The sequence below is a fragment of the Bacillus paranthracis genome, from assembly GCF_024296885.1.
Taxonomy (GTDB): Bacteria; Bacillota; Bacilli; order Bacillales; family Bacillaceae_G; genus Bacillus_A; species Bacillus_A paranthracis.
On the sequence record NZ_CP101135.1, the window covers coordinates 3563922 to 3587980 of the forward strand.

General features: G+C 33.8%; 22 protein-coding genes and 6 pseudogenes. 7 read left to right on the forward strand and 21 right to left on the reverse strand.

Translation table 11 applies throughout. The features are described from left to right. Positions 1 to 7 precede the first annotated feature (7 nt). Positions 8 to 1054: an aspartate-semialdehyde dehydrogenase gene (gene asd / locus NLJ82_RS18290; RefSeq protein WP_000414848.1), complete on the reverse strand. Its 1047-nt coding sequence runs from the start codon at positions 1052 to 1054 to the stop codon at positions 8 to 10. Positions 1055 to 1204: 150 nt separating this feature from the next. After that, positions 1205 to 1393 (reverse strand): annotated as a pseudogene (gene spoVFB, locus NLJ82_RS18295) (dipicolinate synthase subunit B); the annotation flags it as partial. Positions 1394 to 1517: 124 nt separating this feature from the next. Between spoVFB and NLJ82_RS18300 the strand changes: the two are divergent. Beyond that, positions 1518 to 1718 (forward strand): annotated as a pseudogene (locus tag NLJ82_RS18300) (RNase A-like domain-containing protein); the annotation flags it as partial. Positions 1719 to 1736: 18 nt separating this feature from the next. Next, positions 1737 to 2036: a contact-dependent growth inhibition system immunity protein gene (locus NLJ82_RS18305; protein ID WP_254754551.1), complete on the forward strand. Its 300-nt coding sequence runs from the start codon at positions 1737 to 1739 to the stop codon at positions 2034 to 2036. A 99-nt stretch (positions 2037 to 2135) separates the two neighbouring features. Here NLJ82_RS18305 and NLJ82_RS18310 read toward each other — a convergent pair. The 13 genes and pseudogenes from NLJ82_RS18310 to NLJ82_RS18370 all read right to left on the reverse strand — a co-directional run bounded on the left by NLJ82_RS18310 (position 2136) and on the right by NLJ82_RS18370 (position 13191). Next, a pseudogene (locus NLJ82_RS18310) lies at positions 2136 to 3200 on the reverse strand (IS3 family transposase). A 78-nt stretch (positions 3201 to 3278) separates the two neighbouring features. Next, on the reverse strand, positions 3279 to 3788 hold the full coding sequence (locus NLJ82_RS18315; protein ID WP_254754552.1) for a DUF4652 domain-containing protein: 510 nt from the start codon (positions 3786 to 3788) through the stop codon (positions 3279 to 3281). Next, positions 3789 to 4310 carry a restriction endonuclease gene (locus tag NLJ82_RS18320; protein WP_254754554.1) on the reverse strand — a complete coding sequence of 174 codons (522 nt, stop codon included), beginning with the start codon at positions 4308 to 4310 and terminating at the stop codon, positions 3789 to 3791. Positions 4311 to 4417: 107 nt separating this feature from the next. Next, entirely contained in the window at positions 4418 to 5140 is a 723-nt protein-coding gene (locus NLJ82_RS18325) for a DUF4145 domain-containing protein (RefSeq protein WP_254754556.1), read from the reverse strand. A 211-nt stretch (positions 5141 to 5351) separates the two neighbouring features. After that, positions 5352 to 5894, reverse strand: a pseudogene (locus tag NLJ82_RS18330) (site-specific integrase). Between the two features lie 351 nt (positions 5895 to 6245). Beyond that, entirely contained in the window at positions 6246 to 6437 is a 192-nt protein-coding gene (locus NLJ82_RS18335) for a hypothetical protein (RefSeq protein ID WP_254754558.1), read from the reverse strand. Between the two features lie 319 nt (positions 6438 to 6756). After that, positions 6757 to 7299 carry a tyrosine-type recombinase/integrase gene (locus tag NLJ82_RS18340; protein ID WP_254754560.1) on the reverse strand — a complete coding sequence of 181 codons (543 nt, stop codon included), beginning with the start codon at positions 7297 to 7299 and terminating at the stop codon, positions 6757 to 6759. Then, on the reverse strand, positions 7296 to 7766 hold the full coding sequence (locus NLJ82_RS18345; RefSeq protein ID WP_254754562.1) for an ArpU family phage packaging/lysis transcriptional regulator: 471 nt from the start codon (positions 7764 to 7766) through the stop codon (positions 7296 to 7298). The genes NLJ82_RS18340 and NLJ82_RS18345 overlap by 4 nt, the downstream gene beginning before the upstream one ends. 303 nt (positions 7767 to 8069) lie before the next feature. After that, positions 8070 to 9008, reverse strand: coding sequence for a hypothetical protein (locus tag NLJ82_RS18350; RefSeq protein ID WP_254754563.1), 939 nt, complete (start codon positions 9006 to 9008; stop codon positions 8070 to 8072). Between the two features lie 355 nt (positions 9009 to 9363). After that, positions 9364 to 10473 carry a hypothetical protein gene (locus tag NLJ82_RS18355; RefSeq protein WP_254754565.1) on the reverse strand — a complete coding sequence of 370 codons (1110 nt, stop codon included), beginning with the start codon at positions 10471 to 10473 and terminating at the stop codon, positions 9364 to 9366. 1 nt (position 10474) lies between these two features. Next, positions 10475 to 11260, reverse strand: a complete 786-nt coding sequence (locus NLJ82_RS18360; protein ID WP_254754567.1) for a hypothetical protein — start codon at positions 11258 to 11260, stop codon at positions 10475 to 10477. A gap of 1431 nt (positions 11261 to 12691) precedes the next feature. After that, entirely contained in the window at positions 12692 to 12940 is a 249-nt protein-coding gene (locus tag NLJ82_RS18365) for a hypothetical protein (RefSeq protein ID WP_254754682.1), read from the reverse strand. Positions 12941 to 12987: 47 nt separating this feature from the next. Next, on the reverse strand, positions 12988 to 13191 hold the full coding sequence (locus NLJ82_RS18370) for a helix-turn-helix transcriptional regulator (protein WP_254754569.1): 204 nt from the start codon (positions 13189 to 13191) through the stop codon (positions 12988 to 12990). A gap of 134 nt (positions 13192 to 13325) precedes the next feature. On the opposite strand from NLJ82_RS18370, the pseudogene NLJ82_RS18375 reads away from it, so the two are divergent. The 5 genes and pseudogenes from NLJ82_RS18375 to NLJ82_RS18395 all read left to right on the forward strand — a co-directional run bounded on the left by NLJ82_RS18375 (position 13326) and on the right by NLJ82_RS18395 (position 17428). Then, positions 13326 to 13684 (forward strand): annotated as a pseudogene (locus NLJ82_RS18375) (transcriptional regulator). A 13-nt stretch (positions 13685 to 13697) separates the two neighbouring features. Then, positions 13698 to 14132 (forward strand): ImmA/IrrE family metallo-endopeptidase, encoded by a 435-nt coding sequence (locus NLJ82_RS18380; protein WP_254754571.1) that lies wholly within the window; start codon positions 13698 to 13700, stop codon positions 14130 to 14132. A 39-nt stretch (positions 14133 to 14171) separates the two neighbouring features. Beyond that, a complete protein-coding gene (locus NLJ82_RS18385) occupies positions 14172 to 14921 on the forward strand; it encodes a hypothetical protein (RefSeq protein WP_254754573.1) in 750 nt (249 codons plus the stop codon). Between the two features lie 60 nt (positions 14922 to 14981). Next, positions 14982 to 15785 (forward strand): hypothetical protein, encoded by an 804-nt coding sequence (locus NLJ82_RS18390; protein ID WP_254754575.1) that lies wholly within the window; start codon positions 14982 to 14984, stop codon positions 15783 to 15785. 95 nt (positions 15786 to 15880) lie between these two features. Then, positions 15881 to 17428 (forward strand): recombinase family protein, encoded by a 1548-nt coding sequence (locus NLJ82_RS18395; RefSeq protein ID WP_254754577.1) that lies wholly within the window; start codon positions 15881 to 15883, stop codon positions 17426 to 17428. Positions 17429 to 17460: 32 nt separating this feature from the next. On the opposite strand, the pseudogene dpaB reads toward NLJ82_RS18395, so the two are convergent. The 6 genes and pseudogenes from dpaB to pnp form a co-directional block, all read right to left on the reverse strand. Beyond that, a pseudogene (gene dpaB, locus NLJ82_RS18400) lies at positions 17461 to 17886 on the reverse strand (dipicolinate synthase subunit B); the annotation flags it as partial. Next, positions 17883 to 18785: a dipicolinic acid synthetase subunit A gene (gene dpaA / locus NLJ82_RS18405; protein WP_000954725.1), complete on the reverse strand. Its 903-nt coding sequence runs from the start codon at positions 18783 to 18785 to the stop codon at positions 17883 to 17885. The gene dpaA and the pseudogene dpaB, both read right to left, overlap by 4 nt. Positions 18786 to 19022: 237 nt before the next feature. Continuing rightward, the gene (locus NLJ82_RS18410) at positions 19023 to 19274 is read right to left on the reverse strand and encodes a YlmC/YmxH family sporulation protein (RefSeq protein WP_001239754.1); all 252 of its coding nucleotides are present in this window, start codon (positions 19272 to 19274) and stop codon (positions 19023 to 19025) included. A gap of 126 nt (positions 19275 to 19400) precedes the next feature. Then, positions 19401 to 20642 (reverse strand): M16 family metallopeptidase, encoded by a 1242-nt coding sequence (locus NLJ82_RS18415; protein WP_000592995.1) that lies wholly within the window; start codon positions 20640 to 20642, stop codon positions 19401 to 19403. A gap of 86 nt (positions 20643 to 20728) precedes the next feature. Beyond that, on the reverse strand, positions 20729 to 21628 hold the full coding sequence (locus NLJ82_RS18420) for a polysaccharide deacetylase family protein (protein WP_000647527.1): 900 nt from the start codon (positions 21626 to 21628) through the stop codon (positions 20729 to 20731). A gap of 151 nt (positions 21629 to 21779) precedes the next feature. Next, positions 21780 to 23918, reverse strand: coding sequence for a polyribonucleotide nucleotidyltransferase (gene pnp / locus NLJ82_RS18425; RefSeq protein WP_000076746.1), 2139 nt, complete (start codon positions 23916 to 23918; stop codon positions 21780 to 21782). Positions 23919 to 24059 lie beyond the last annotated feature (141 nt).

The window sequence follows — 24059 nt, forward strand, 5'->3', positions numbered from 1 at the left end:
TAGCCGTTTACACTAATTGTAATTTTACTAAGCGCTCTGCAATTTGAACAGAATTCCATGCAGCGCCTTTTAATAAGTTATCAGATACGACCCAAAGATGGAATCCTTTATCGTTATTTAAATCTTTACGGATTCTTCCAACGAATACTTCGTTTTTACCTACTGCAGTAGCTGGCATTGGATATAATTGCTCTTCTGGGTTATCTTGCAGAACGATACCTTCCGCATTTGCAAGTAAGTTCTTTAATTCCTCTACTGTTACGCCCTCTTTTTCTACTTCAATGTAAACAGACTCAGAGTGACCTGATACAACTGGTAAACGTACACATGTTGCCGCTACTTCTAGCTCTGGCATATGCATAATTTTTTTCGTTTCATTAATCATTTTCATTTCTTCAAATGTAAATCCATTATCTTGGAACTTATCAATCTGTGGAATCGCGTTGAAAGCAATCGGGAAATGTTTCTTATCACCTGATACAGGTAAAACATTCGCCTTCACTTCTTCACCATTTAAGATTGCTTGTGATTGTTCATGAAGTTCTTCAATCGCTGCCGCACCAGCACCTGATACAGCTTGATATGTGGAAACGATTACTCGTTTTAAACCATATTGCTGACGAACTGGCTCAAGAGCTACTACCATTTGAATTGTAGAACAGTTTGGATTTGCAATAATACCGTTATGTTCTTTTAAGTCGTTTTCATTTACTTCAGGTACAACAAGTGGCACGTTTTCTGTCATACGGAATGCACTTGTATTATCAACAACAATCGCACCGCGCTTTGCTGCTTCTGGCGCTAATTGTTTTGATACAGATCCACCAGCACTAAATAGTGCGATATCTACTCCTTCAAAACTTTCAGGAGTTGCCTCTTGAACTGTAAATTCTTCGCCTTTAAATACAAGTTTCTTACCTGCAGATCGTTTAGATGAAAGTAACGTTAACTTCCCGATTGGAAATTCTCGTTTCTCTAAAGTATTTAACATTTGTTCACCAACTGCGCCGGTTGCTCCAACTACAGCGACATGAAAAGTTTTTTGCTTTTCCATCACTATGCCCCTTTCTAGATACCAATCCTTCTATAACTTAGAATGAGAAGGAGTATAGAATACCCCTTCTAATCTTAATAACGTTAATTTTATCATATTCTACAGTAAGAATGATGGTTTCATCAAAAATTGTCCGTTTTTTTTCGTTTTTCAATTCATATATCTGAATTTTTCTACGACAACCGGTTGCAATTGCTTCCCTTGCAGTGCTTCTAATACTGTATCTTCAAGCAGCTCCATGCGAGCTACCATTGAGTTCGGTTTTTTCTCTGGTGCGTCTTGACCGAATGGGACGAAGTAGATGTTTTTTGTGGCCATTAGGCGCATAAGGTTGACGCCAACAGGGTGATGACAAAAAATTCCATCTTAATTTCTTCTATTATAATATAATACAGGATAGTGAGCTTAATTATTTTAATTCAACATAATATGTACTAATTGAAAACTAATAATTAAATTGCTGCAAAATAACCAGGAAATAGAAAGGTGGTTAGGTGATCCCTACAACCCGCCAACTCTAGGGTTTAGGTATAGAGGTGATGAAGTGATTGGTCGATCTATTGTAAGAGGATCTGAAAATGTTTTAGAGGTAACTAATGCTAAAATTATCTTAAAAAAAGACGGACAAGGAAGTTATATTCGAACAGGATATCCCGTAAGATAGAAATTTAGGAGGATACTTATGAATGATAAATATTATATGTATGAAGAATTAAGTGATTTTTTAGATGGAACATTTCATCCAGATATGGGAACAGTAGAAAAAGCCTTAAATGAATTTATAGAAGAAGCTCATAAAGTGTGTATAGAAAATACCGTAAAGTACATAACTGAATTTTTAAGAAGTGATTTATCCACGCAAAAAAAAGAAGCGTTCATTGAATATTATACTGAAATTTTTTTTCCTTCTTTAAAACTTAATCCTATAGAATGGCTTGAACAAACAGTTAAAACGATAAAACAAGCATTAAAAAATAATTAGTAAAAATTGACCGCCCGTAATAGGCGGTCGTTTCTTCGTATTACATAACAAAGCCGTCCAATTATGAAGTGACCCCCAAAAGTTAGACAGGTCGTTTCATTAGGCAGCCTCTAGGGTATGAGCCCGGTATTGTACTGGGCTCATACCCTAGAGGCTGCCTTAATTCTTTTATGGTTATAGTATTCTATGTACTTTGCTAATTCTTGTTTGAAATGTGTTATATTTTCAAATTCTTTTCGATACAGAAATTCCGATTTCATGATACCGAAGAAACTTTTAATAACGGCATTGTCATAACAGTTTCCTTTGCGAGACATACTTTGAGTTATGCCACAATTCTTAAGAGAATGACGGTATTGTTTCATTTGATAGTGCCAGCCTTGATCAAAGTGAATGAGGAGTTTATCCGGATCTGTTACACAATAAAGAGCTTGGTCCAACATTGTGGAAACAAGAGAGTAGGTCGGTCTTGAACCAATTGTATACGTGATAATTTCACCATTAAATAAATCTAACATTGGCGATAGGTATAACTTCTCCCCAACTAACTTAAACTCAGGGCAATTGAACTGTTTTATCCAATAATAGTACGTACTACATGGAATCTTGGCGAGTTGAAGTAACTCCTTGACAGGAAATTCATGCCTTAACTCATAGATTACTTGCGCTTTATCTTGTTTTTGATTTCCCCTTGTTTTGAACTAAGACATTCAACTTTTTTAAATATGCATTTTCCATACGTAAACGCTCATTTTCTGCTTGTAAGGCTTCGATAGATTCTTCCACTACTGATTTTATTTTTATCTTTCATCATGGTTAGACGCCCCTTTTTCTTTGATTGTAGGGCATCCACTCCTCTTGTTTCATACGCTATTTTCCATTTCCGAAGCGTTTCATAAGACGGAATATTGAAAAGTGCCGCTGTTTCTCTGATAGATGTCCCGTGTTCATTCATATAATAAAGTACATCTAGTTTATACTGGGCTGAGTAGAATGTATAGCACTTTTCAAAGGCCTTTTCACCTGAAGATTTATATCGTCTAATCCACTCACGAAGTACGCTAGGAGTAACTCCTATAGATTTAGCAATTGTTTTCCACTTTCTGTACCATCTAAATATCGTTTCACTGCTTGAATTTTTTCTGTTGAAGAAAATTTAGCCATAAAAACTGCACCCCAATTGTTAGACTGTGTCTAACAATTGGGATGCACTTCATTTTCAAATCTTATAGTAAATGATTGTTAAAATGCACTATGTAATGATATAGATTCTTTCTTAAAAACATGTTGATTAAACATATCATCAATATATTCAATAATATTATAATGAATAGTATCACCTTCTAATTGTAATTTTATCGCTTGTTTCTTATACGATTGACAATCAACAATTTTACTCAGCGTTTTATCTTTAATATTATAACGATAAATATCTCCTCCGACACCAACTGTTCCATGCAACATACCTATAATAAGAATTAAGTTTGAATCATCCACCCATACTACATCTTTTACCTTTTCAGTATCCTTATCAATATCCAGTTCTAATTCAGAGCGATCACCTGTCGCTAAGTCTAATAAAATTAACTTGCTGTCTACTTCCCATTCTAATGGTGTAATATACACAATTTTTCTACTGTTTGGAGATAGCTTGGGTTCGCTAGAAAAACTTTCTGCTACTACCTCTCTATGTCCGTTTTCATTTTCCAACGTGATAATACCAGCAGAATCATCATAAGAAAATTTATACATCTAAAATCCCTCCTCTTTAATTTCCATTAACTTCACACCTTCAGGTTCTTCTTTTGTTTTTGGAAATTCGCCTGTTAATAAAACGTGCTCTAGTTCAGGATATTTATGTAAGATTTCTTCTATCTGGACCAATGTAATTAACTGTACTTTACAATTAGCAATACTCTTAAAATGCTCTTCCACATAATCTTTATAATCGTTTTTTTGTGCACTTGGCTCAAGTGGAACAACTAACACCCAATAATCAGGTTTATGCTCTAACGCAGCAGCAAACTCACTCAATAGCACTACTTTATCAGGCATTTTAGACCAACGTTTGCACTGAAAAACCCATTTCCTTTCATATCCTAACCCAAAAGGAAGTTGTTCAAACGTTTTTGCAACAACGTCTCTCCCTTTATCGCCACCACCTTTTCCGAACCATATACGGTTATAAAATTTTTCACCTTCATAAGCAAGAAGATAATACACAAATTTTTCGAAGTATTTATCATCTATTTCATTCCATTTCGTAATCGGCATATCTATTCTCCTAACTATTTATTAACGTAATTTTATCGTAATAATCCTTTTATTGTCCACCTTATCTATTGGAACAAAAACGCAAGCGTTCACAGCTCTGCCACTTTTTATGATTTTATAGTTTTTAAGAATGCCTCTGCACGAGCTGGTCTAGAAATAAGATCATCGACTATGTAATTTATTAACCCAAATAACGTATATGCATATTCCGGCTTATCATCTAAATTTATTTTCCCTGCATGTACTGCAGCATTTCCAACTAATCTTACTGCATTTAATGCTTTATTTATAGGTTCCGAGAGTTTCCCCTCTTTTTGTAAAAGTTTAATATTATCATTTATACTGTTTTTTGAAGGACATTTCAATCCCTCTACAAGTAATTTCTCAACCGCTAATCTTAACAAAGCACAAGCTGACCTTGGAGATAGATTTACAATTCCTCTTGCCTCATTGTATAACTTTTTAACTTCTTCAGGCATATCTTCATATGGATCTTCTATAGTATGACAATTAGGATAGTCAACCTTACTATCCTTCCAAATTAAATGCTCTGAACATATAGTACAAATACTCATATCTATGTGCCACTCTTCTGATGAAAACACCAAATATTTCTCGTCATCTGGTACTTCCATATCTTCTCCTATGTGCCATAATTCACGTCTTTTGGCTTGTATACGATCATTATAAAAATTCGTGGCTTCTATTAATACAGGTTCTTGATCACCACAACCACGTACTAAATACCACATATGCTTCGTTTTACTATTACAGTGTGGACACTGAAATACTTCCGATAAAAATTTCGGTTCTAGTTTTTTACTTTTCATTTGAATCCCTCCTTTTTTAAGGATACACCGTATTATTCAGATTATATAATATCATTAAATCTCAACCCACTTACCCATATCTTATATTTTGTGTAACTGCCCCTGTCGCTGAATCCCTTGCTATTCATAGCTTCATAATACTTTCTCTTTTGAGTTACACAACACAATAAAAATGGTTAACTGTAAAAAACAAACAATAAAAAGGATGCTGCTATATTTTAAATCGCGTCATAGCTTTATCCATTGCATCTTGGTTTACACCTATATATCTAAGTGTAACTTTCTCGCTTGAATGATTGAATATCTCCATCAGTAAAGCGATATTCTTTGTTTGCATGTACATATGGTAACCGAATGTTTTTCTTAATGTATGAGTGCCTATTTCCTTCAATCCAAACTCTTCTGCCGTGCTTCTGAGTATCTTATAAGCCATACTGCGTCTGATTGGTCTATTAGTACCTTCCCGACTCTTAATTACATACTCACTGTCATCTCGTTCTTCAATGTACTAACGTAGTTCTCTTTTTAACGCTGGAGTTAACTGAATGCGTTTTTGTTTCCCAGTCTTTTTTTCTCTCATTGAAATATGGCTACCTTTTAAATCACCTATCTTCAATTTGAGAATGTCACTAATACGTAAACCTGTGTTAATTCCCATTACAAACAAAATAAAATTACGTTCGCTGTTTTCTTTCAGATATTCTTTAATCTGTTGTATTTGCTCTAGATCTCGAATAGGTTGCACAAAATTCATTGTTCGTACCCTCCAATACTCTCTTCTGTTTCATATACCTCTAACCTAAGAGCAAAAGCCCTTCCTCGTATTAACAACAGGTTTTGATTTTGGAATTAAAATCGAGAAACAACATATCATTTAATCCTCACTATCACCCATGGTCCTTACGATCCATTTGAATTATAAAGAAATGTAAAAAACGTTTTCCGCCGTTTCTCACAATACAAATATAACACATCTAAAAACTAATTTCGTCCGCAAATCGTTCGCAAATCCTCCGCGAAAAGTTCGTAAATCGTTCACGAATCGTTCGCATTTTACAAATAAAAAAGCTACTCTTTAATACAAGCAGCTTTTCTAAAACAGTATTTATCTTAGTTCTCTAATCTTATAGTGTGTCACATTTACTAGGTTAACTCTTACATCTTCATCCCCATACCATTTACTAGTTTCAATACCCTGAATTACTTCATTGCGATTAGCAGCCTCAACTACTAAACTTCTTGTATTCTCGTTATCAAAATAAAAAATAATCTTAAAATTTTTCTTTACTTCTTTCATATATATTTCTCCTTCCAATATTAATCTCTTTAATTATCTTTATAAACAAATTTTATGTCAAACGAGGAATTCTATGCCACATAATCTCAAATACTATATAAAACAGATTAATAACGAATACATTTTCAAGCTTTATATATATTTTTTGGTTGAATTTTATCTGTTATCTTTAAAAATGAATTCGCTACAAGTCATATTGTGTTGAATTAACCCATCGCAATTCAGCTTAGAAACATCAAACTTTTCAGTACATCAGCAAAACCAATTCGACACTTTTCTTTTGTAGCAAATTCAAAAATTACATAAAAAAATAAAATTCTTAGATTCTGAATTTCTTTTGATAATCATTTAATGTATCTTGTTCTATTCCAATGTACCTCAATGTTTCTTTTTGATCCTTATGATTTAACATTCGCTGCAAAACAACTACATCTTTAAACTGCTTATAGTGATGATATCCATATGTTTTTCTAAGTGAATGAGTACCAATTCGCTCCAAGCCAAATTCCCTTGCTGCCTGATTCAATATCACATATGCCATGGATCTAGTAATTGGTTTGTTCTTACCGTTTTTACTCTTAATAAGGAATTCATTCTTCGGCCTTCCGTTCACATATTCTCTTATCGCTCTCTTTAGTTCAGACGGCATCTTCACTTCTTTAACTTTCTTTGTTTTCTTTTCCCGGATGAAGATACTCCAGCCTTCTACATCACGTATTCGAAGACGCAATATATCAGAAATCCGTAATCCAGTATTAATACCTAAAAGGAACAAAATGTAATTACGCTCATTCTGTTCCTTAAAAAATTCTTTAATTTCTTGAATAGCTTCTTTATCACGAATTGGCTGAACTAAATTCATGCTCTTTTCACCTCTGCCTGTCTATGATTCTTTTTATATACTTCTATTTTTAAAATGAAAGCCAACCGTAATAATGCTTGTCCTTTCAATTTGTAATACTTTGTTTTTCCCACTCCTAGATCTAGCCAAATATCAGGATCATACCCTGGTAGGTCTCCCATAAATCTTTCTAATATTATTCGATGCTCATCATCCTTTAGACGATTGACACCATCGTAGATCCAACTCATGAATTCGTTTCGTTCCTGCCCGTATTCTATTCTTTCAATAGCAATCTCTTCTGTAGAACTATGAAATGCATTTGTAAATGATGGAGGAATAATAGAATAAGCTGGTGTAACTTTAGGTAAGATATCACTTGGCATTGTTGCTAAATACTGACGATACACTTCGAATACTTCTTCAACCGCTTGTTTCGTTCTCTTTCCATCTACAACTGGCATTTTGAATGATAATTGTTTTTTCATATTAATTCCTTCAAGGTTTTTATTTTTGTCTAAGGGCTCCGCCATGACCGCGCTCATATCTTGGTTTACGGATGCCCATTAATTCCTCTATATCTCGAATGCTTAACTTTTCTTTCTTATGCTGCCTATTCTATTTCTTTTGCTGCTGATTACGAATCTTTTTCATTCCCATCACCTCTAAGCAAAATAAAAAAAAGCGGACACCAAACTACAGAGCAACATTGCTGACACTCTTATAGTTCGATGTCCGCTGGTTCTTCCAGTAGGACTAAATATTTAATTTCTATTATACCATTAATTTACTTACGTATTTTTTTTGAACATATAATACTTATCAAAGGCCGTTTTAATCCCGCCTAAAAGGTGATCACACATTTCTTTCGAAAAAATTCCTTTATTAAAATGCGAAACACTATTTCTATAAGCAAAGATATTTTTCAAATGGCTTACATCTCTTTTATTGATTTTAAATGGTTCTTTTTTTAACTGTCCAATATATTCACCAGCGGTCGAATTTTCATTTGTTTTGATAGCATCTTCTGAAACATGTTGCTCAATTGATAAATATAGTAAATGTTCTAGCACACTACCTAAACCAGCTGCACATACAAAAAACTTTTCATTCTCGTATGCATCAATACATTCCTCTAATTCTAAAGTGAATTGATCATTATTAATTGTTTTAATCATTTCTGCAAATTCATAGATTTCTTTATGAATTTTTAGTGTATTAAAAGAAACTTTCTCAAAAGCAGTACTGAGTTGCGGCTTCCAATTACGGTCATATTCTCTCTCAAAAAGTCGGCTACCTAACTCTCTAATATCACCAGCAAAAAACACACCAGCATCTATAATTTTTTCAGGAGTAATATTAATTTTCTCCTCTTGAATTAAAAATGAAATAATAGAACGTTCATCTAAACTAGTAATTTCATAAGGAATTTTTTGTTGAGTAAAATCATAAAGAATTATTGTTCCTAATTTATCTGTTTTTGAAAAAAAGAAAATTTCATGAATTTTTCTACCATTTTTATAATAAATAACATTAATATCTAATTTTTTTGAAGCCCAAGAAAAATAATCATTCATATTATCTGGTTTTTTACCCAGCCCTTCAATACACTCTATGTAATTTTCATATATAAGTTCATACCCCTCTCTCTTTTCCTCTGACGTTATCTGTTGTATCTTCTCACTAGTTACTTCATATTGAAATACCATGAAAGTATTTCTCATTCCCATATCATTCATCCTCTTTAATTTTCAGAATATCTTTCTCAACTCAATAAATTTTTCTTATCTTATTTTACACCAATCTCACATATCAAACACCAAATTATTCTTATATTCAATTCATATTTCTTAATCCCTCTTGAAAAGGATTATTTTATTTAAAATTACCTTAACAAACAAACCTTTGGTAACCAATTTATCAAAATTACAATTTTAAATATCCAGACAATTAATATATCTTCTAATAAAAAAACAAAGTATAAAAAAGGAAATCAAACTAGTCAGTTTGATTTCCTTTTTCTCAGTACATTAAACCTTATATTTTTATACATTTACTTTTTCATTGCTGCTTTTATAATAATAACTATTTAGAAACAGTTCCTACTACGAAATCCAGTGCATATGCTTTTTTACTTGGTAATGTCATTTTATATTCTTTCATATCATTCTCTAAATCATAAGCAAATAATACATTCTTTTCAGAGGCAGTTTGACTACCAGGTGTTAAAGCATATATGAAATTATCTTTTATTCTCGTTCTTATCCATACATACTTAGAATCTGTCACATTATGTTCTTTTATTACATTATATTCTTTATCTATTTCTACAATATATCCTTCACCAAACGTTACAATGAATTTGTCTTTATATGGATAAAAACCCAGTGTTTCTACATAAGGTAAAGGTATCTCTTTAATAGCCGCTGTATTTTTATCGAATTCTACTAGGGCACCAGGAATTACTCCCTGCGGTTTCTTAGCTCCATCTGGAGTACCCGGCGTACCAGCTTTACCACTTGTACTAAAAATAATTTTATCATTTATTACTTCAAAATTTTTAGGCATACCTATATTAGATGTTTTCAAACTGAATTCTTCCTCTTTTCCAGAATTCACATCAACAACATATATACTATCAGGATCATCTGTAACTTTATCACCATAGATATAAATTTTCCCTCTACTAGAATCATAGTGAATTTGAACAATTACCCCTTTTAATTTTATCTGGTGATTAACACTGCTACTAACAATTTCTAAAGTCGAATCATCTAATCCATCATTGTAACCAACAATATCAATCTCTTCATCTTGATATCGTGCAGAAATACCGTTCTTTTCTTTTTCTATATCAAAATTTTTATTGTCCCCTTGAATAAAAACTCGTTTACCTTCAATAAACGACTGTATTACGCGCTTACCTTTGTATTTATCAGTATCTTCAAAATAGAAAGCTGTTCCGTCAATTTTTGTTGAAGACTGTTCTTTAGCCTCCTGAATGAATACATATTCAGAGTATGGTAAAATATTAGGCTTAAAATACAAAACTCCAATATCTGTAAATAACAAATTGTTCTTTGATGTAGAAGGTGTAGTTGAAATCTTATCCTGCTTATTGCTACTCATATAAAAATAGATAGCTGGGCAACAAATTACTATAACTAAAATAATAATAATATATCTATATTTCATTTTAGTATTCTACCGTTTTACTTGACTCTCTCAATTCCCATGGCCACACTCCACCGTTCCATGCATTAACATCTAAATCATAACCTTGTTTCAACCATGCCATCCAAACTAGTTTAGAACAATAAAAACTTCTTTCATTACGTAGACCATCCACGATAGAATACGGTTTTGCTGCTCTCCACTGTAAAAAAGCATAGTGCTGGGCCGAGCGATATTGTTCTGTATTTGCGCCTCTTATATAAGAAGCTGATTTATCACTATAAGAATGATTCCAATAATTACCTAATCTTTGCACACCTGCTGATTGCCCTTGTTGTGCATTAGGATTTGATTCAAACACCCAACTATTATCATCCGCAACAATTCCTGCATGTCCCCATCTCGGATTCCAACCACCAATATCTTTCCCATTATCTAATGTTACTAGTACGTCTCCCATTGTACCAAGCTTAGGACCAGACCATGCTCTTTGTACACCTGATTCCCCTTCACGTTTCTGGTTATTTTGGGCCTCTTCAGATTTTTGCGAAGCTGCTTCAATCCCTCTAATAAATGCCTCTTTTTCTTCAGGCGTACGATTATTGTACTCTTGAATATACGGATCATTCTTTAACTCTTCTAACCATTTTTTCTCTAACTCTGCAAAATTAGCCTCTTGAACCTTTTGAGTAATTGCGTCTAATTGTTTTGAGCTTTCATTAGACGTTTCAGCCATTCCTACATTAGAAAAACTAGTTAAACAAACACCACTAACAGTCAAAATACTTAAAACTTTTTTCATCCCCATTAAATTTCCCCCTTAAACACTTCGATTATTTTTAATATTCATATTACTCAATTATAATAGCACAAAACCTGTAACAAAAACCATATTTTTATTAAAATTTACCAAAAAAACTTTTTTTAGGTAAATTTTACTTTCATACCCTTAATTATTCAACTCCGATAAAATATTTTTCCGTCTCTAAAACCCATAGTATTCTCTCCATCTCTTAGTTCCTAAATTTGTATTAAAATAACTTATTTTGTTTTATTTTTTATTCATTGAATTAATCCCTATATAGTTCCACCAACTGTAATAACTATCCATGCTATTACAATCGCTATTGTTATGAGCAGCATTCCCATCAATTATGCTGTCCATGAAAGATAACCGTCTCTCTTCCACCGTTTATGGAGGAACAGATTGAACCCCATCATCTCTCTTTCTCCTATATCGTTGTAATAGTGCCAAGTCATAATTCGATTCAACAAATTCGATACATAATGATTTATCGACATCATTACCTAACCTGTCCTAAATAAGATTCATGTCAACTTTACTGAATTTTGTCCCTAACACCCCATTGAATCTTTTTTATACGATTCTAGCTTGGTAGTCACTCAAACTCTTTGCAATCGATTTTGATAACCACCACTGAAACCTTCTAGAAACACAACTTGTGATCCGTTAGTCGTTGCAAATTAATCCGTTCTACAAGTCCAAATTTTACCGTTGTAATGCCCGGCTTCCACACATGTATGTATTACTATTTTATTGCCCTGTTTCAACTTCATTTCTCATTTCCCCCTTTTGTAATTCAATAACACTTTTATTCAATATCTATCTTTTCCACCCCTTAAACATTTGTGTTTAACTTCTTTAAAGCCGAATACCCAATAATATCCTAAGAAGAGATATTTTATTTTAGGATTCAAAGTTATATTCCCTATGGAAGTTTTCATTTCTTACTTCCCCACTTTTCTACAAAATTCAAATTGTATGAAGTTTAGAGGAAAGTAACTTAACAACATTACTCTCCCTCATTGAACTTCTCGTTTAAACTGCCGCTAACGAAAACACCCTCAGTCTTTAAATACTTTTCAACAGTACCATATATTTCTATTTTATTTTTATTAAACATATCCGTATGTACAAACTGTTCTTCTGCCGTATCTAATTTACACCACAATTCATAAACTAACTTCTATTTATCCTTACGTAAACATGTCACTCAATCGCCTACTTTTGTCATTAAAGTAAATTTATGTTTCAATCTTTGTCAAAAACTAAAATATCCGAATGTAACCTTAACGTAAAACACTCGTTAAGATTGCTGTAATTCGCAACATTTGCTTCCCTCTCACAATACGCAAAAAACATTTAATTATTCTTATGTTATTTCATTAAAATGTAATTACAAGTTAACTTGTCTCTTTTTTTCACAAAAAAGAGGAATTACTCCTCAATATTTTCTTTTGTTTGCAATTCATCGATGATGGCCCAACTTGCCTTATAATATGCCCTACGGATTTTATCGATATCCTTTTGTGGTTTCGGCTCAGGAGCCACTACATAAACTTGCGTTTTCCCAAATTTATAAGACGCTGCATATTCTTCTTGTTGGCTCATGGTTTCACCTCTTGAAGTGCTTTCTATATTTGTATGCTGCCGATCTGTTGGTACTGCCATGTTAGCTACTGTAATTTTTCACCTAATTTTATATAAGATATTTCACAAACCACAATTCCACTTTACGTGGAATTGTTATTCAAAAAAATTGCTGGTTTTTCATTCAATACCTTTTCAACACACTTTAATTCCTGTGCTTTAAACGAACATTTCCCTGTCTCCTTCATGTTATAAGCTGTTACAGAAATCCAAAGCTCTTTAGCTACAAATACCTGTGAAATGCCTTTAGAAATTCTTAATTCTCGTATTTTTTGATTAATCTCCAATTTAATATCACCTCATTCCACGAAACGTGAATGTCAACTGATTATTTAACTTTTCGCAAATAAAGTTTCACATAACTTGAAATGTTGTTAAAATAATTAACATAAAGACAAATAATAGAATGGAAGGGGGAATTATGACATTAGGCTATAAATTAAAAAAAGAAAGAGAAAAGCGAAATTGGTATTCCCTTTCAAATTACGAGCGTGACCCCGATACAACAAATTTAGGAAAGTTAGCCGATTTATATGAGGTATCTACAGCCGAACTATTAGGTAGACTTCAAAACTTATCATCTCTTTCCAAAAAAAAAACGCGATATCGCGCGTGATTTAGAAAAAACATTAGAGAAATTAGATAGCATTAATGTTTGATGGGGAACCAACCGACGAACATACAAAGGAAATGATTCGTATTTCTCTTGAAAACTCAATGCGCATGGCAAAGCAACTGGCTAAACAAAAATTCACTCCTAACAAATATAAAAAAGATTGAGTGGAGTGAACTAATGGACATCAAAGAATTCGTACTAAACATTACAGAAAAACACGGAACAACAAATCCATTTGAAATTGCTAAAAACAAAGAAATTATCGTGTTGTTTGAAGACTTAGGGAATACCCTTGGTTTTTACAACACTTATAAGCGGTTTAAATTCATTCATATTAATAATCAAATTGACGAAATCACTCAACGATTTGTTTGTGCACATGAACTGGGGCATGCTGTGCTCCATCCTAAAGCAAATACTCCCTTCTTACGTAACCAAACATTCTTTTCGGTGGATCGCTTAGAAATTGAAGCAAATACATTTGCGGTGGAGTTGTTACTTACAGATGAAATGATTGCTACTTATGAAGATACTCGTTTGTCTATTCAAGAAGTTGCAGAGATTCATGGGATTCCCGGAGGATTCGCTCGTTTAAAAACTTATGGTTGTTAAAAAACATAAGCAATTCAATTAAATTATGGAGGATTAATGATGAAAAAATATCTAGTACCATTTACAGCTCTATTCTTATCTATTGGACTAGTTGGTTGTGATGCTAACAATCCAGAACAGCAAAAGGCTAAGGAAGAAGCTAAACAACAAAAAGAACAAGAAAAACTAGAGAAAAAGCAACAGAAAGAAGAAGAAAAAGAACGTAAAAAGCAAGAAAAAGAACAAGAGAAACAACAAAAAGAACAAGAGAAACAACAAAAAGAACAGGAAAAATTAGAGAAAAAGCAACAAAAAGAAGAAGAGAAGGAACGTAAGCAACAAGAAAAATTAGAAAAACAGAAACAAGAAGAACAAGAAGAACAAGAAAAACAAGAAGAACAAGAAAAAGAGCGTATAAAACAAGAGAAAGAACAAAAAAACAAAGAAAAAAACGAAGATTCTCAGTTTACTACTGATACTAATGTAAAAGATTATGTAGCCAAATTAGATGGATATATAAAAGAGCTAGACTCGGAATATACTAGTCGAAAACCTTCAAACAACATAGATAGCTGGGGCGTATTCGGATCTAATTTCAGAGAAAAAATGAATGCATTTACCAAAGAAATTGACAATACATCTTTATCTCAACAACAAAAATTCTATCTAAAAGTTTCTGCTACTGAGTTAGTTATGCTAATGAGCGCTTATGGAAGTGATTTAAATGGACAAAATCAAGACGATGACATTAAATTATATAAATCTCATATTCAAGAGTACAATGATCAATTAAATGAACTAATGAAGTAGATTATCAACAATTCAAAATATCATTTTTGTTCAGAAAGTGTGCGGTAAAGGAGAATCACAATGGAACAAATAAATACTATACTTTCTTTTTTCACTAAAGAAATTTGGGCTTTTCTAGCTACTATCGCTCCAGTAATTGGTATTATTATTACCTATACAAATAAAAGTAACTTTGACTTACTTTTCGAAACAAAACGAACTCGCTTATTAGTAAAAACGACAAAATTGTTAGTATCATTCTTTTTCTTCTACATAATTTTTCAGGTGGTAGCATTTGCGTTTTCTTATAGTATAAGCAGCTTAAGTTTCCTTACATCTAAGATATTTTATCAATTCATCACAATATCTTTTACCCTAGCTGTACTTATAATTCTTATCTATGTAGTGTTAACTTTCATAAAAACTCAGATACCTCAAAACTGGTATCGTGTATTAAAGTTTTTAGCCTTTTGTACAAAAAATACAGGCTTTATCTTGTACTGTTATTTTTTTATGGCATGTATCTATCTTCAGACTTTATACTATTTAACCCTAAAAGAAGATTTATTTGCACTTAAGTTAACTAAAGAACAAACAATTAATCTTTTCTTCTATCCTTTTATAGCAGTCATATTTCTAATTGCAATTTTATACTTACACCTTATTAATCGAGGTGGAATTAAAAAATATCATTATTTAATGCAAATCCTTACATATGATAAAATAAAACACCTAAAATTAGTACATTTATATACTAAAAGTGAGAACGAATGGATTCTTGTAGAAAAAAACGATGTACATACCCAAAATACTGTATATATATTTAAAAAAGATAGTGAAAAATGCTACAAATATACTAAAGTTGAAATAAATCCCCCTTCCTAGGACTCTTTGAGGGGGATTTTCTTCACACTTCAGTTTGTTTTCTTCTGTTCTTCAATCCATTCCCGTATAATAACTACTAATAAGGAGGTCTATCTATGAAAACCGCAATCTACCTAAGAAAATCCCGTGCTGATCTTGAAGCCGAAGCACGCGGCGAAGGTGAAACGTTAGCAAAGCACCGCACTACCCTGCTGAAAATAGCGAAAGAAATGAACTTAAATGTTTTAGCTGTTCGTGAGGAAATTGTTTCTGGTGAGAGCTTAGTGAAGCGTCCTGAAATGTTAGCGCTGCTTGAAGAAATTGAAGATAATAAATATGATGTTGTTCTTTGTATGGATATGGACCGTTTAGGTCGTGGTGGTATGAAAGAGCAAGGAATCATTTTAGAGACGTTTAAACGCTCAAATACGAAGATTATGACACCTAGGAAGACTTATGACCTTAATGATGAGTGGGACGAAGAATACAGCGAATTTGAAGCGTTTATGGCACGTAAGGAGCTAAAGATTATTACACGTCGTATGCAACGCGGTCGTGTTGCTAGTGTAGAGGCTGGGAATTACCTTGGTACACATGCACCCTTTGGATATGATATTCATCGCTTAAATAAGCGAGAGCGTACTTTAACGATTAATCCAGAAGAAGCTTCAGTTGTAAGAATGATATTTGATTGGTATGCAAATGAGGATATGGGAGCAAATGCAATTAGGAGCAAGTTAAATGATCTTGGCTACAAAAGTAAGTTAGGGAATGATTGGAACCCTTATAGCATCTTGGATATATTAAAGAACAATGTGTACATCGGAAAAGTAACGTGGCAAAAGCGAAAAGAAGTAAAACGTCCTGATGCTGTAAAAAGAAGTTGCGCACGACAAGATAAGTCAGATTGGATTATTGCTGAGGGCAAACATGAGCCAATCATACCTGAAAGCTTGTTTGAACAAGTACAAGAAAAGTTAAATTCAAGATATCACGTTCCTTACAATACGAACGGCATTAGAAATCCTTTAGCTGGCATTATTAAATGTAGTAAATGTGGTTATAGTATGGTTCAACGTTATCCGAAGAACCGTAAAGAAACGATGGATTGTAAGCACCGTGGTTGTGAAAACAAATCAAGTTATACGGAATTAATTGAGAAGCGTTTACTCGAGGCATTAAAAGAATGGTATATCAATTATAAAGCTAATTTTGAAAAACATAAGCAAAGTGACAAATTAAAAGAAACACAAGTGATTCAAATGAATGAAGCTGCATTACGAAAGCTTGAGAAAGAATTAGTGGATGTCCAAAAACAGAAAAATAATTTACACGATTTATTAGAGCGTGGTGTTTACACGGTAGATATATTTTTAGAACGATCAAAAGCCGTTTCCAATCGTATCAATGAAATCACTTCTACAATGGAAAACTTAAAGAAAGAAATAAAAACAGAAATTAAGAAGGAAAAAGTAAAAAAAGATACAATACCTCAAGTAGAGCATGTTCTTGATTTGTACTTTAAAACAGATGATCCCAAAAAGAAAAACAGCCTCCTAAAGTCGGTTTTAGAAAAGGCTGTTTATAAGAAAGAAAAGTGGCAAAGGCTCGATGATTTCGAACTTGTGCTTTACCCTAAGCTCCCTCAAGATGGCGACATATAAGCGTTCGCGCTTTGTCGTCACCTTGTTGGTGCAATTAGATTTACTCCATTAAGCCCTAAAGCATCATTCGTCGAAACAGCTAATACGACAGGCTTGCCATTTCTTAGCGTCGCTTTTGCTGCCATTAGTACTGGAGAGTCTGTCATTGCATTCGCAAATTTACTCATAGAATTTCCTGTTAAAGGAGCAATTACCATACAATCTAATGGGATTTTAGGTCCAAGTGGTTCTGCGCCAACGATTGAATTAATCGCTTTAAAACCTGTTACTTCTTCAATCTTTTTAATCCATTCTGCCCCTTCGCCAAATCTCGTATTTGTTGATTGAACAGTGTAAGAAACAACTGGACGCACTTCAGCTCCCTCAGCAATTAACTTTTCTAAATGAGGCATTACTTCTTCGTACGTACAATGTGAACCCGTAAAACCAAACCCTATTCTTTTCCCTTTTAAATTCATTCCCCATTCTCCTTTCTTGCGATTACATCTTCTGCTAATAACTGAGAAAGAACGTTCGCTAAAATTTGTCCTGCTGTTTTTGGAGCAACAATACCTGGTAATCCAGGTGCTAACAGCGCTTTGACTCCTCTTTTTTCTGCATATCTAAAGTCGGTACCGCCTGGTTTAGAAGCTAAATCAATTACTAACGTATGAGCCGGCATTTTTGAAATGACATTCGCTGTCACAACGAGATGCGGAATTGTATTAATGACAATATCGATATCCCCTACTTCTTTCTCAATGTTCTGCATATGAAAAGGAGAAAACATCATTTCTGTAATACGTGCAATATGTTCCGATCGTCTTGCTCCAACTTTGACATGGGCTCCTAATGATTGAAATGCTCTGGCAACGCTCATCCCTGTTCTACCAAATCCTAAAACCATTACATTAGAACCATGAATTGTATAGTCGGTATGTTGAATTACCATCATTAATGTACCTTCTACAGTTGGTATAGAATTGTAGATTGCCACATCATCACGATCAAATAATTTAATTAGTTTACGGTTTGTAGTAGATACGAGATTTTCCAAGTAAGGCGTACCAATACCTGAATATATAGTAAAATGTTCTGGTGTATTTTCAATTTGTTCTTTCGTTATAGAAACTTTTTCATTTGAAAAAATAGTATCTACTTCTCCCTTGGCATTTGTACCTGCAACTGGCAAAATAATTGCATCTAAAGAAGTGAAATCTAAATTTTGTATACTTTCTTTTGCTGCCCCTGTGAAGCCATGGTCTAACTGATCAAACCCTATCAATGAAAGTTTCGCATCCAATTCAACGAGCTTGCGAATTACTTCTAGCTGTCTTGCATCTCCTCCTATGACAGCAATATGCATCTCAGTCAACATTCCCTAATTCACCTTCTTTTTCTGTCATTTATAAGAAAAGTGCCTACTTTTTCTTTTTCCTCCACATCATATGTAATGTACGAGTTTTAGGTGATTGAAAAACAAAAAGCACCTATCATGTATCCCGCTATTTGTATGTAGGAAGGCCCTACCTCAAAATTCGGCATAGGAAAGATATTCTGTTGGATTTTGCTCTGAGTAAAATGAACAAAAAAAGATGGCCAAAATGGCCATCTTTCACTTCGAATTTGAACGATCTGTAATATCACAAAGAATCATATCATGCCCCACTTTTTTAATTTGCCTCCATGCTACTCTTATTTCTTGTGGTTCCTTTTTGAAACCTCTCCATTTCCCAGCAGGTATAATAAGAGCCTGTATTTGTCCATCCTTCTCATCAACCTCTAAATCCACATAACCTAAAACCCCCATTTTTTCTGCTCTTTCTAAATTAACAATTTCTTTCCCACTTAGTTCACTTAATCGCATACTCTCTCCCCCTACCCAAATTATTCATTTAAGTTATCCATAATTAGTACCTATTCTATATACCCACAAAAAATAACCGTATCTCATTTAAAAGAGATACGGTTATTTTTAAATCATATATAGTAATTACAGTTTTATTCCTTTTGGAAGTTTTCCATTTGGACTAATTAATGCTGCAGAAAATTCATCTGTAAACATGTTACGAATTAACTCATCTACATTTTCTTTTGTTACCGTGTTTACACTTTCAATAATCTCATCAAGTGAACGGTGCTTACGAAGTAGCAATTCATTTTTACCATTACGGCTCATACGACTATTCGTACTTTCTAAACTTAACATTAAGTTTCCTTTTAATTGCTCTTTACTATTCATAAGCTCTTTTTCTGTAATACCTGTATTTTTCAATGTTTCTAATGTTTCTTGCATTGTTTCATACAGTGTATCCAATTGTTGGCTACCTGTTCCACCATACAGCGTTAACATACCTGTATCTTCATAAGAAGAATGGTAAGAGAATACTGAGTAAGCTAACCCGCGTTGCTCACGTACTTCTTGGAATAAACGGCTACTCATACTACCGCCTAAAACGTTATTTAATACAATTAAGTTATAAATATCTTCGTGTCCCATTTGTAAGCCTTTATATCCTAAACATAAATGAGCTTGTTCTGTTTCCTTTTTACGTGCTACCTTATTAAAATGGAAAATTGGGCTATGTACTTGTTCACGGTTTGTCGTTCCTTCATAACTACCGAAATATTGCTCTACTGTTTGTAAAAAGGCTTCATCAATATTTCCTGCAATTGATACAACTACATTTTCAGGTGTGTAATGATCCTTAATATATTGACGTAGCGTATCACCTGTAAACGTATTAAGCGTTTCTTCTGTTCCTAAAATAGGATATCCAAGCGGATGCGTTTCATATGTTGCTTTCGTTAACATATCATGCACAATATCATCTGGAGCATCTTCGTACATTTTAATTTCTTCACATACGACATTCTTCTCTTTTTTCAGTTCTTCTTCATCAAATGTTGAATTAAAGAACATATCTGCTAATACATCTAAAGCATATTTAGCATGCTCATCTAGCACTTTTGCATAGTAACAAGTGTATTCTTTTGAAGTAAAAGCATTCACTTGCCCACCAATGCTATCAAATGATTCTGCAATTTCACGTGCACTACGTGTTTCTGTTCCTTTAAAGAACATATGCTCTAAAAAGTGAGAAATCCCGTTATTTTTTTCATTTTCATTTCTTGATCCTGCATGGATCCAAATACCAATCGCAACCGATCTTACAGTTGGTATATTCTCCATAACTATTCTTACACCATTTTTACAAGTATATTTTTTAATCAAAAACTTTCCTCCTACTGCCAGTTTCTCTAAATAAGTGCTATTATTTAATGATAACAAGTTTAAGGATGAATGTCATGCAAATGTATTTAATCTACACGTTTTTCATCCAGTAATTCTGTTATATTCCCTACTTTATATCCTTGTTCCTTCAATTTTGTAATCATTGTATCTAATGCTTCTGTTGTGGACGAAGTAGGATGCATTAATACGATAGCACCTGGATGTATTTTTCTCATTACTCTCTGCAATAGTACACCTGGCTCAGGTCGCTTCCAATCAATTGTATCAACAGTCCACATAATCGTTCCCATTTGAAAATCATCTGCAATTTTCACGACTTCATCCCGAAAACTTCCACTCGGCGGTGCAAACCATCTTACCTTTTGATTCGTAGCTGCTTCGATCATTCGATTTGTTTTTTGTAACTGATCTCTTATTTCATCAGACGATAACGTTTTCATATTAGGGTGTGTGTAAGAATGATTTCCAACTTCTTGATTTGCATCGACAATCATTTTTGCAAATCGTAAATTTTCTTTCACCCAACGTCCTTCTAAAAAGAAAGTCGCCTTCACATCATGCTTTTTCAATATTTCTAATATACGAGGCAAATATTCATTTCCCCATGCCACATTTATTGTTAACCCGACCATCTTTTTATCCGGATGACCTCTATAAATTGGTGCTGGTGATAAATCTTCTAAGTGGACACTCGGTGATACTTCCTTGAATTCAAGATGTTTTTGATCAAATTTCTTTAACTTCTTCATATTTTTATAGGATGCTTCCATATCAACTTGTCTTCCATTATATCCTGGTGTGGCTTTCCATATCTTATCAATCATCGCATTTTGCGGTGCAATCTCATATTGTTTTGCATGCTTTTGAATTTCTTCATATAAGTTATCCTGTGCAAAAACGGAATAAGAGCCTACACTGACATATAAAAAGAATATACATATGTATGCCAATATACGAGCTTTCATATAAACCCTCCCATTAACTATATAAAAACCATTTTTCTTCTTATCTTTGTTAATTTGAGCGTTATAATGAAAACTATACCTATACTGACATAAAAATATATGTAAATCATATTTTTACATAACAAAAAAAGCCAGTTAAACTGGCTTTTACTTATTGCTGCTCTTGTTTGTTTTCTTCTTTAGCAGCTTCTTTTTCTTGCTCTTCTTTTAGCAATACTTTTCTAGATAAATTCACGCGACCTTGCTTGTCAATCTCGATAACTTTAACTGTAATTACATCACCGATTTTCACAACGTCTTCTACTTTACCTACACGCTCAAGTGCAAGTTCAGAAATGTGAACTAATCCATCTTTACCGCTGAATAATTCAACGAAAGCACCGAATTTCTCAACACGTTTCACTTTTCCTTCGTAGATTTCACCTACTTGTACTTCGCGAACGATATCCTCGATAATTTTCTTAGCTTTATCGTTCATTTCTTGATTTATTGAAGAAATGAATACTGTACCATCTTGCTCGATGTCAATTTTAACGCCAGTTTCTTCAATAATTTTATTGATTTGTTTACCGCTTGGTCCGATAACGTCACGGATTTTATCCGGGTTAATTGTCATTGTAATAATCTTTGGAGCGTACGCTGATAATTCAGTGCGTGGCTCTGCAATTACAGATAACATATGATCTAGAATGTGCATACGACCAACTTTCGCTTGTTGTAATGCCTCTTCTAAAATTTCACGAGATAGACCATCGATTTTAATGTCCATTTGTAGTGCAGTTACACCGTGTGCTGTACCTGCTACTTTAAAGTCCATATCACCTAAATGATCTTCCATACCTTGAATATCAGTTAAAATTGTGTAATGCTCACCTGATTTAACTAGACCCATTGCAATACCTGCAACTGGAGCTTTAAGTGGAACACCAGCATCCATCATTGCTAAAGTACTACCACAAATACTCGCTTGTGAAGTAGAACCATTTGATTCTAATACTTCAGATACAAGACGTACTGTGTATGGGAAATCTTTTTCAGACGGAATTACAGGCTCAAGAGCACGTTCTCCTAGTGCACCGTGACCAATTTCACGACGACCTGGTCCACGCATTGGTCTTGTTTCACCAACACTAAATGATGGGAAATTGTAATGGTGCATAAAGCGTTTTGATTCTTCTACACCAAGGCCATCTAAAATTTGCACATCGCCTAATGCGCCTAATGTACAAATACTTAATGCTTGTGTTTGTCCACGTGTGAATAAACCAGAACCGTGTGTACGAGATAAAATGCCAACCTCTGATGCTAATGGACGGATTTCGTCACCTTTACGGCCATCTGGGCGGATTTTCTCAACTGTAATAAGACGACGTACTTCTTCTTTTACAATTTTATATAAAATCTCATTTACTTGTCCTAATGTATCAGCATCAGCTTCTTGCGCTTCGTAATGCTCAATTACACGCTTTTTCACTTCGTTAATTGCATCTTCACGTGCATGTTTCTCATGTACTTGAATTGCAGAATGCATATCCTTCTCAGCCATTTCACGTACAGCTTGGTTAAGATCAGCGTCAACTTCATAAAGTTTCACTTCTGATTTCTCTTTACCTACAGCTTGTACAATCTCTTCTTGGAATGCAATTAGACGTTTAATTTCGTCATGACCAAACATAATTGCTTCTAACATTGTTTCCTCAGGCACTTGATCTGCTCCTGCTTCAACCATGTTAATTGCATCTTTCGTACCAGCTACAACAAGGTGAATATCACTTTGTTCTTGCTGTTCTACTGTTGGGTTGATAACGAATTCGCCGTTAATACGACCAACTGTTGCACCCGCGATCGGACCTTCAAATGGAATGTCTGAAATCGATAACGCTAATGAAGAACCAAGCATAGCTGCCATTTCAGAAGAACAATCTTGATCAACACTCATTACGATGCTGACAACTTGTACTTCGTTACGGAATCCATCTGCGAAAAGTGGACGAATTGGACGGTCGATTAAACGACTTGCCAAAATTGCTTTTTCACTTGGACGACCTTCACGTTTAATGAAACCGCCAGGAATTTTTCCGACTGCATATAAACGCTCTTCATAGTTTACTGTAAGTGGGAAGAAATCTACATTTTTTGCTTCTTTTGATGCAGTTGCTGTAGATAGAACCGCTGTATCGCCATATCTTACTAATACTGCTCCGTTCGCTTGCTTTGCAAGCTGACCTGTTTCAACTGTTAGCTGGCGACCAGCTAAATCTATCGAGAAGACTTGCTTTTCTTGACTCATTTAAGTACCCCTCTCAATTTAAAGTATTCAATTCTTCTATGTAAATGGATAGTATATCACAATATTCTACCTCTAGTATTACCGAAAATGAAGTAAGCTATAAAGAGTAGAAGATATATTTTTACCTAACAAAAAAGCGGG

What these genes read in the sequence shown, in the direction of transcription:
- NLJ82_RS18385 (WP_254754573.1), top strand. Translation starts at nt 14,172, where the DNA reads ATGAAAAAATATCTAGTACCATTTACAGCTCTATTCTTATCTATTGGA.
- NLJ82_RS18360 (WP_254754567.1), bottom strand. Translation starts at nt 11,260, where the DNA reads ATGGGGATGAAAAAAGTTTTAAGTATTTTGACTGTTAGTGGTGTTTGT.
- NLJ82_RS18350 (WP_254754563.1), bottom strand. Translation starts at nt 9,008, where the DNA reads ATGGGAATGAGAAATACTTTCATGGTATTTCAATATGAAGTAACTAGT.
- NLJ82_RS18395 (WP_254754577.1), top strand. Translation starts at nt 15,881, where the DNA reads ATGAAAACCGCAATCTACCTAAGAAAATCCCGTGCTGATCTTGAAGCC.
- NLJ82_RS18355 (WP_254754565.1), bottom strand. Translation starts at nt 10,473, where the DNA reads ATGAAATATAGATATATTATTATTATTTTAGTTATAGTAATTTGTTGC.
- asd (WP_000414848.1), bottom strand. Translation starts at nt 1,054, where the DNA reads ATGGAAAAGCAAAAAACTTTTCATGTCGCTGTAGTTGGAGCAACCGGC.
- dpaA (WP_000954725.1), bottom strand. Translation starts at nt 18,785, where the DNA reads ATGTTGACTGAGATGCATATTGCTGTCATAGGAGGAGATGCAAGACAG.
- NLJ82_RS18335 (WP_254754558.1), bottom strand. Translation starts at nt 6,437, where the DNA reads ATGAAAGAAGTAAAGAAAAATTTTAAGATTATTTTTTATTTTGATAAC.
- NLJ82_RS18320 (WP_254754554.1), bottom strand. Translation starts at nt 4,310, where the DNA reads ATGCCGATTACGAAATGGAATGAAATAGATGATAAATACTTCGAAAAA.
- NLJ82_RS18345 (WP_254754562.1), bottom strand. Translation starts at nt 7,766, where the DNA reads ATGAAAAAACAATTATCATTCAAAATGCCAGTTGTAGATGGAAAGAGA.
- NLJ82_RS18420 (WP_000647527.1), bottom strand. Translation starts at nt 21,628, where the DNA reads ATGAAAGCTCGTATATTGGCATACATATGTATATTCTTTTTATATGTC.
- NLJ82_RS18325 (WP_254754556.1), bottom strand. Translation starts at nt 5,140, where the DNA reads ATGAAAAGTAAAAAACTAGAACCGAAATTTTTATCGGAAGTATTTCAG.
- NLJ82_RS18315 (WP_254754552.1), bottom strand. Translation starts at nt 3,788, where the DNA reads ATGTATAAATTTTCTTATGATGATTCTGCTGGTATTATCACGTTGGAA.
- NLJ82_RS18340 (WP_254754560.1), bottom strand. Translation starts at nt 7,299, where the DNA reads ATGAATTTAGTTCAGCCAATTCGTGATAAAGAAGCTATTCAAGAAATT.
- NLJ82_RS18410 (WP_001239754.1), bottom strand. Translation starts at nt 19,274, where the DNA reads ATGCGATTAAGTGAACTAAGTGGGAAAGAAATTGTTAATTTAGAAAGA.
- NLJ82_RS18380 (WP_254754571.1), top strand. Translation starts at nt 13,698, where the DNA reads ATGGACATCAAAGAATTCGTACTAAACATTACAGAAAAACACGGAACA.
- NLJ82_RS18390 (WP_254754575.1), top strand. Translation starts at nt 14,982, where the DNA reads ATGGAACAAATAAATACTATACTTTCTTTTTTCACTAAAGAAATTTGG.
- NLJ82_RS18305 (WP_254754551.1), top strand. Translation starts at nt 1,737, where the DNA reads ATGAATGATAAATATTATATGTATGAAGAATTAAGTGATTTTTTAGAT.
- pnp (WP_000076746.1), bottom strand. Translation starts at nt 23,918, where the DNA reads ATGAGTCAAGAAAAGCAAGTCTTCTCGATAGATTTAGCTGGTCGCCAG.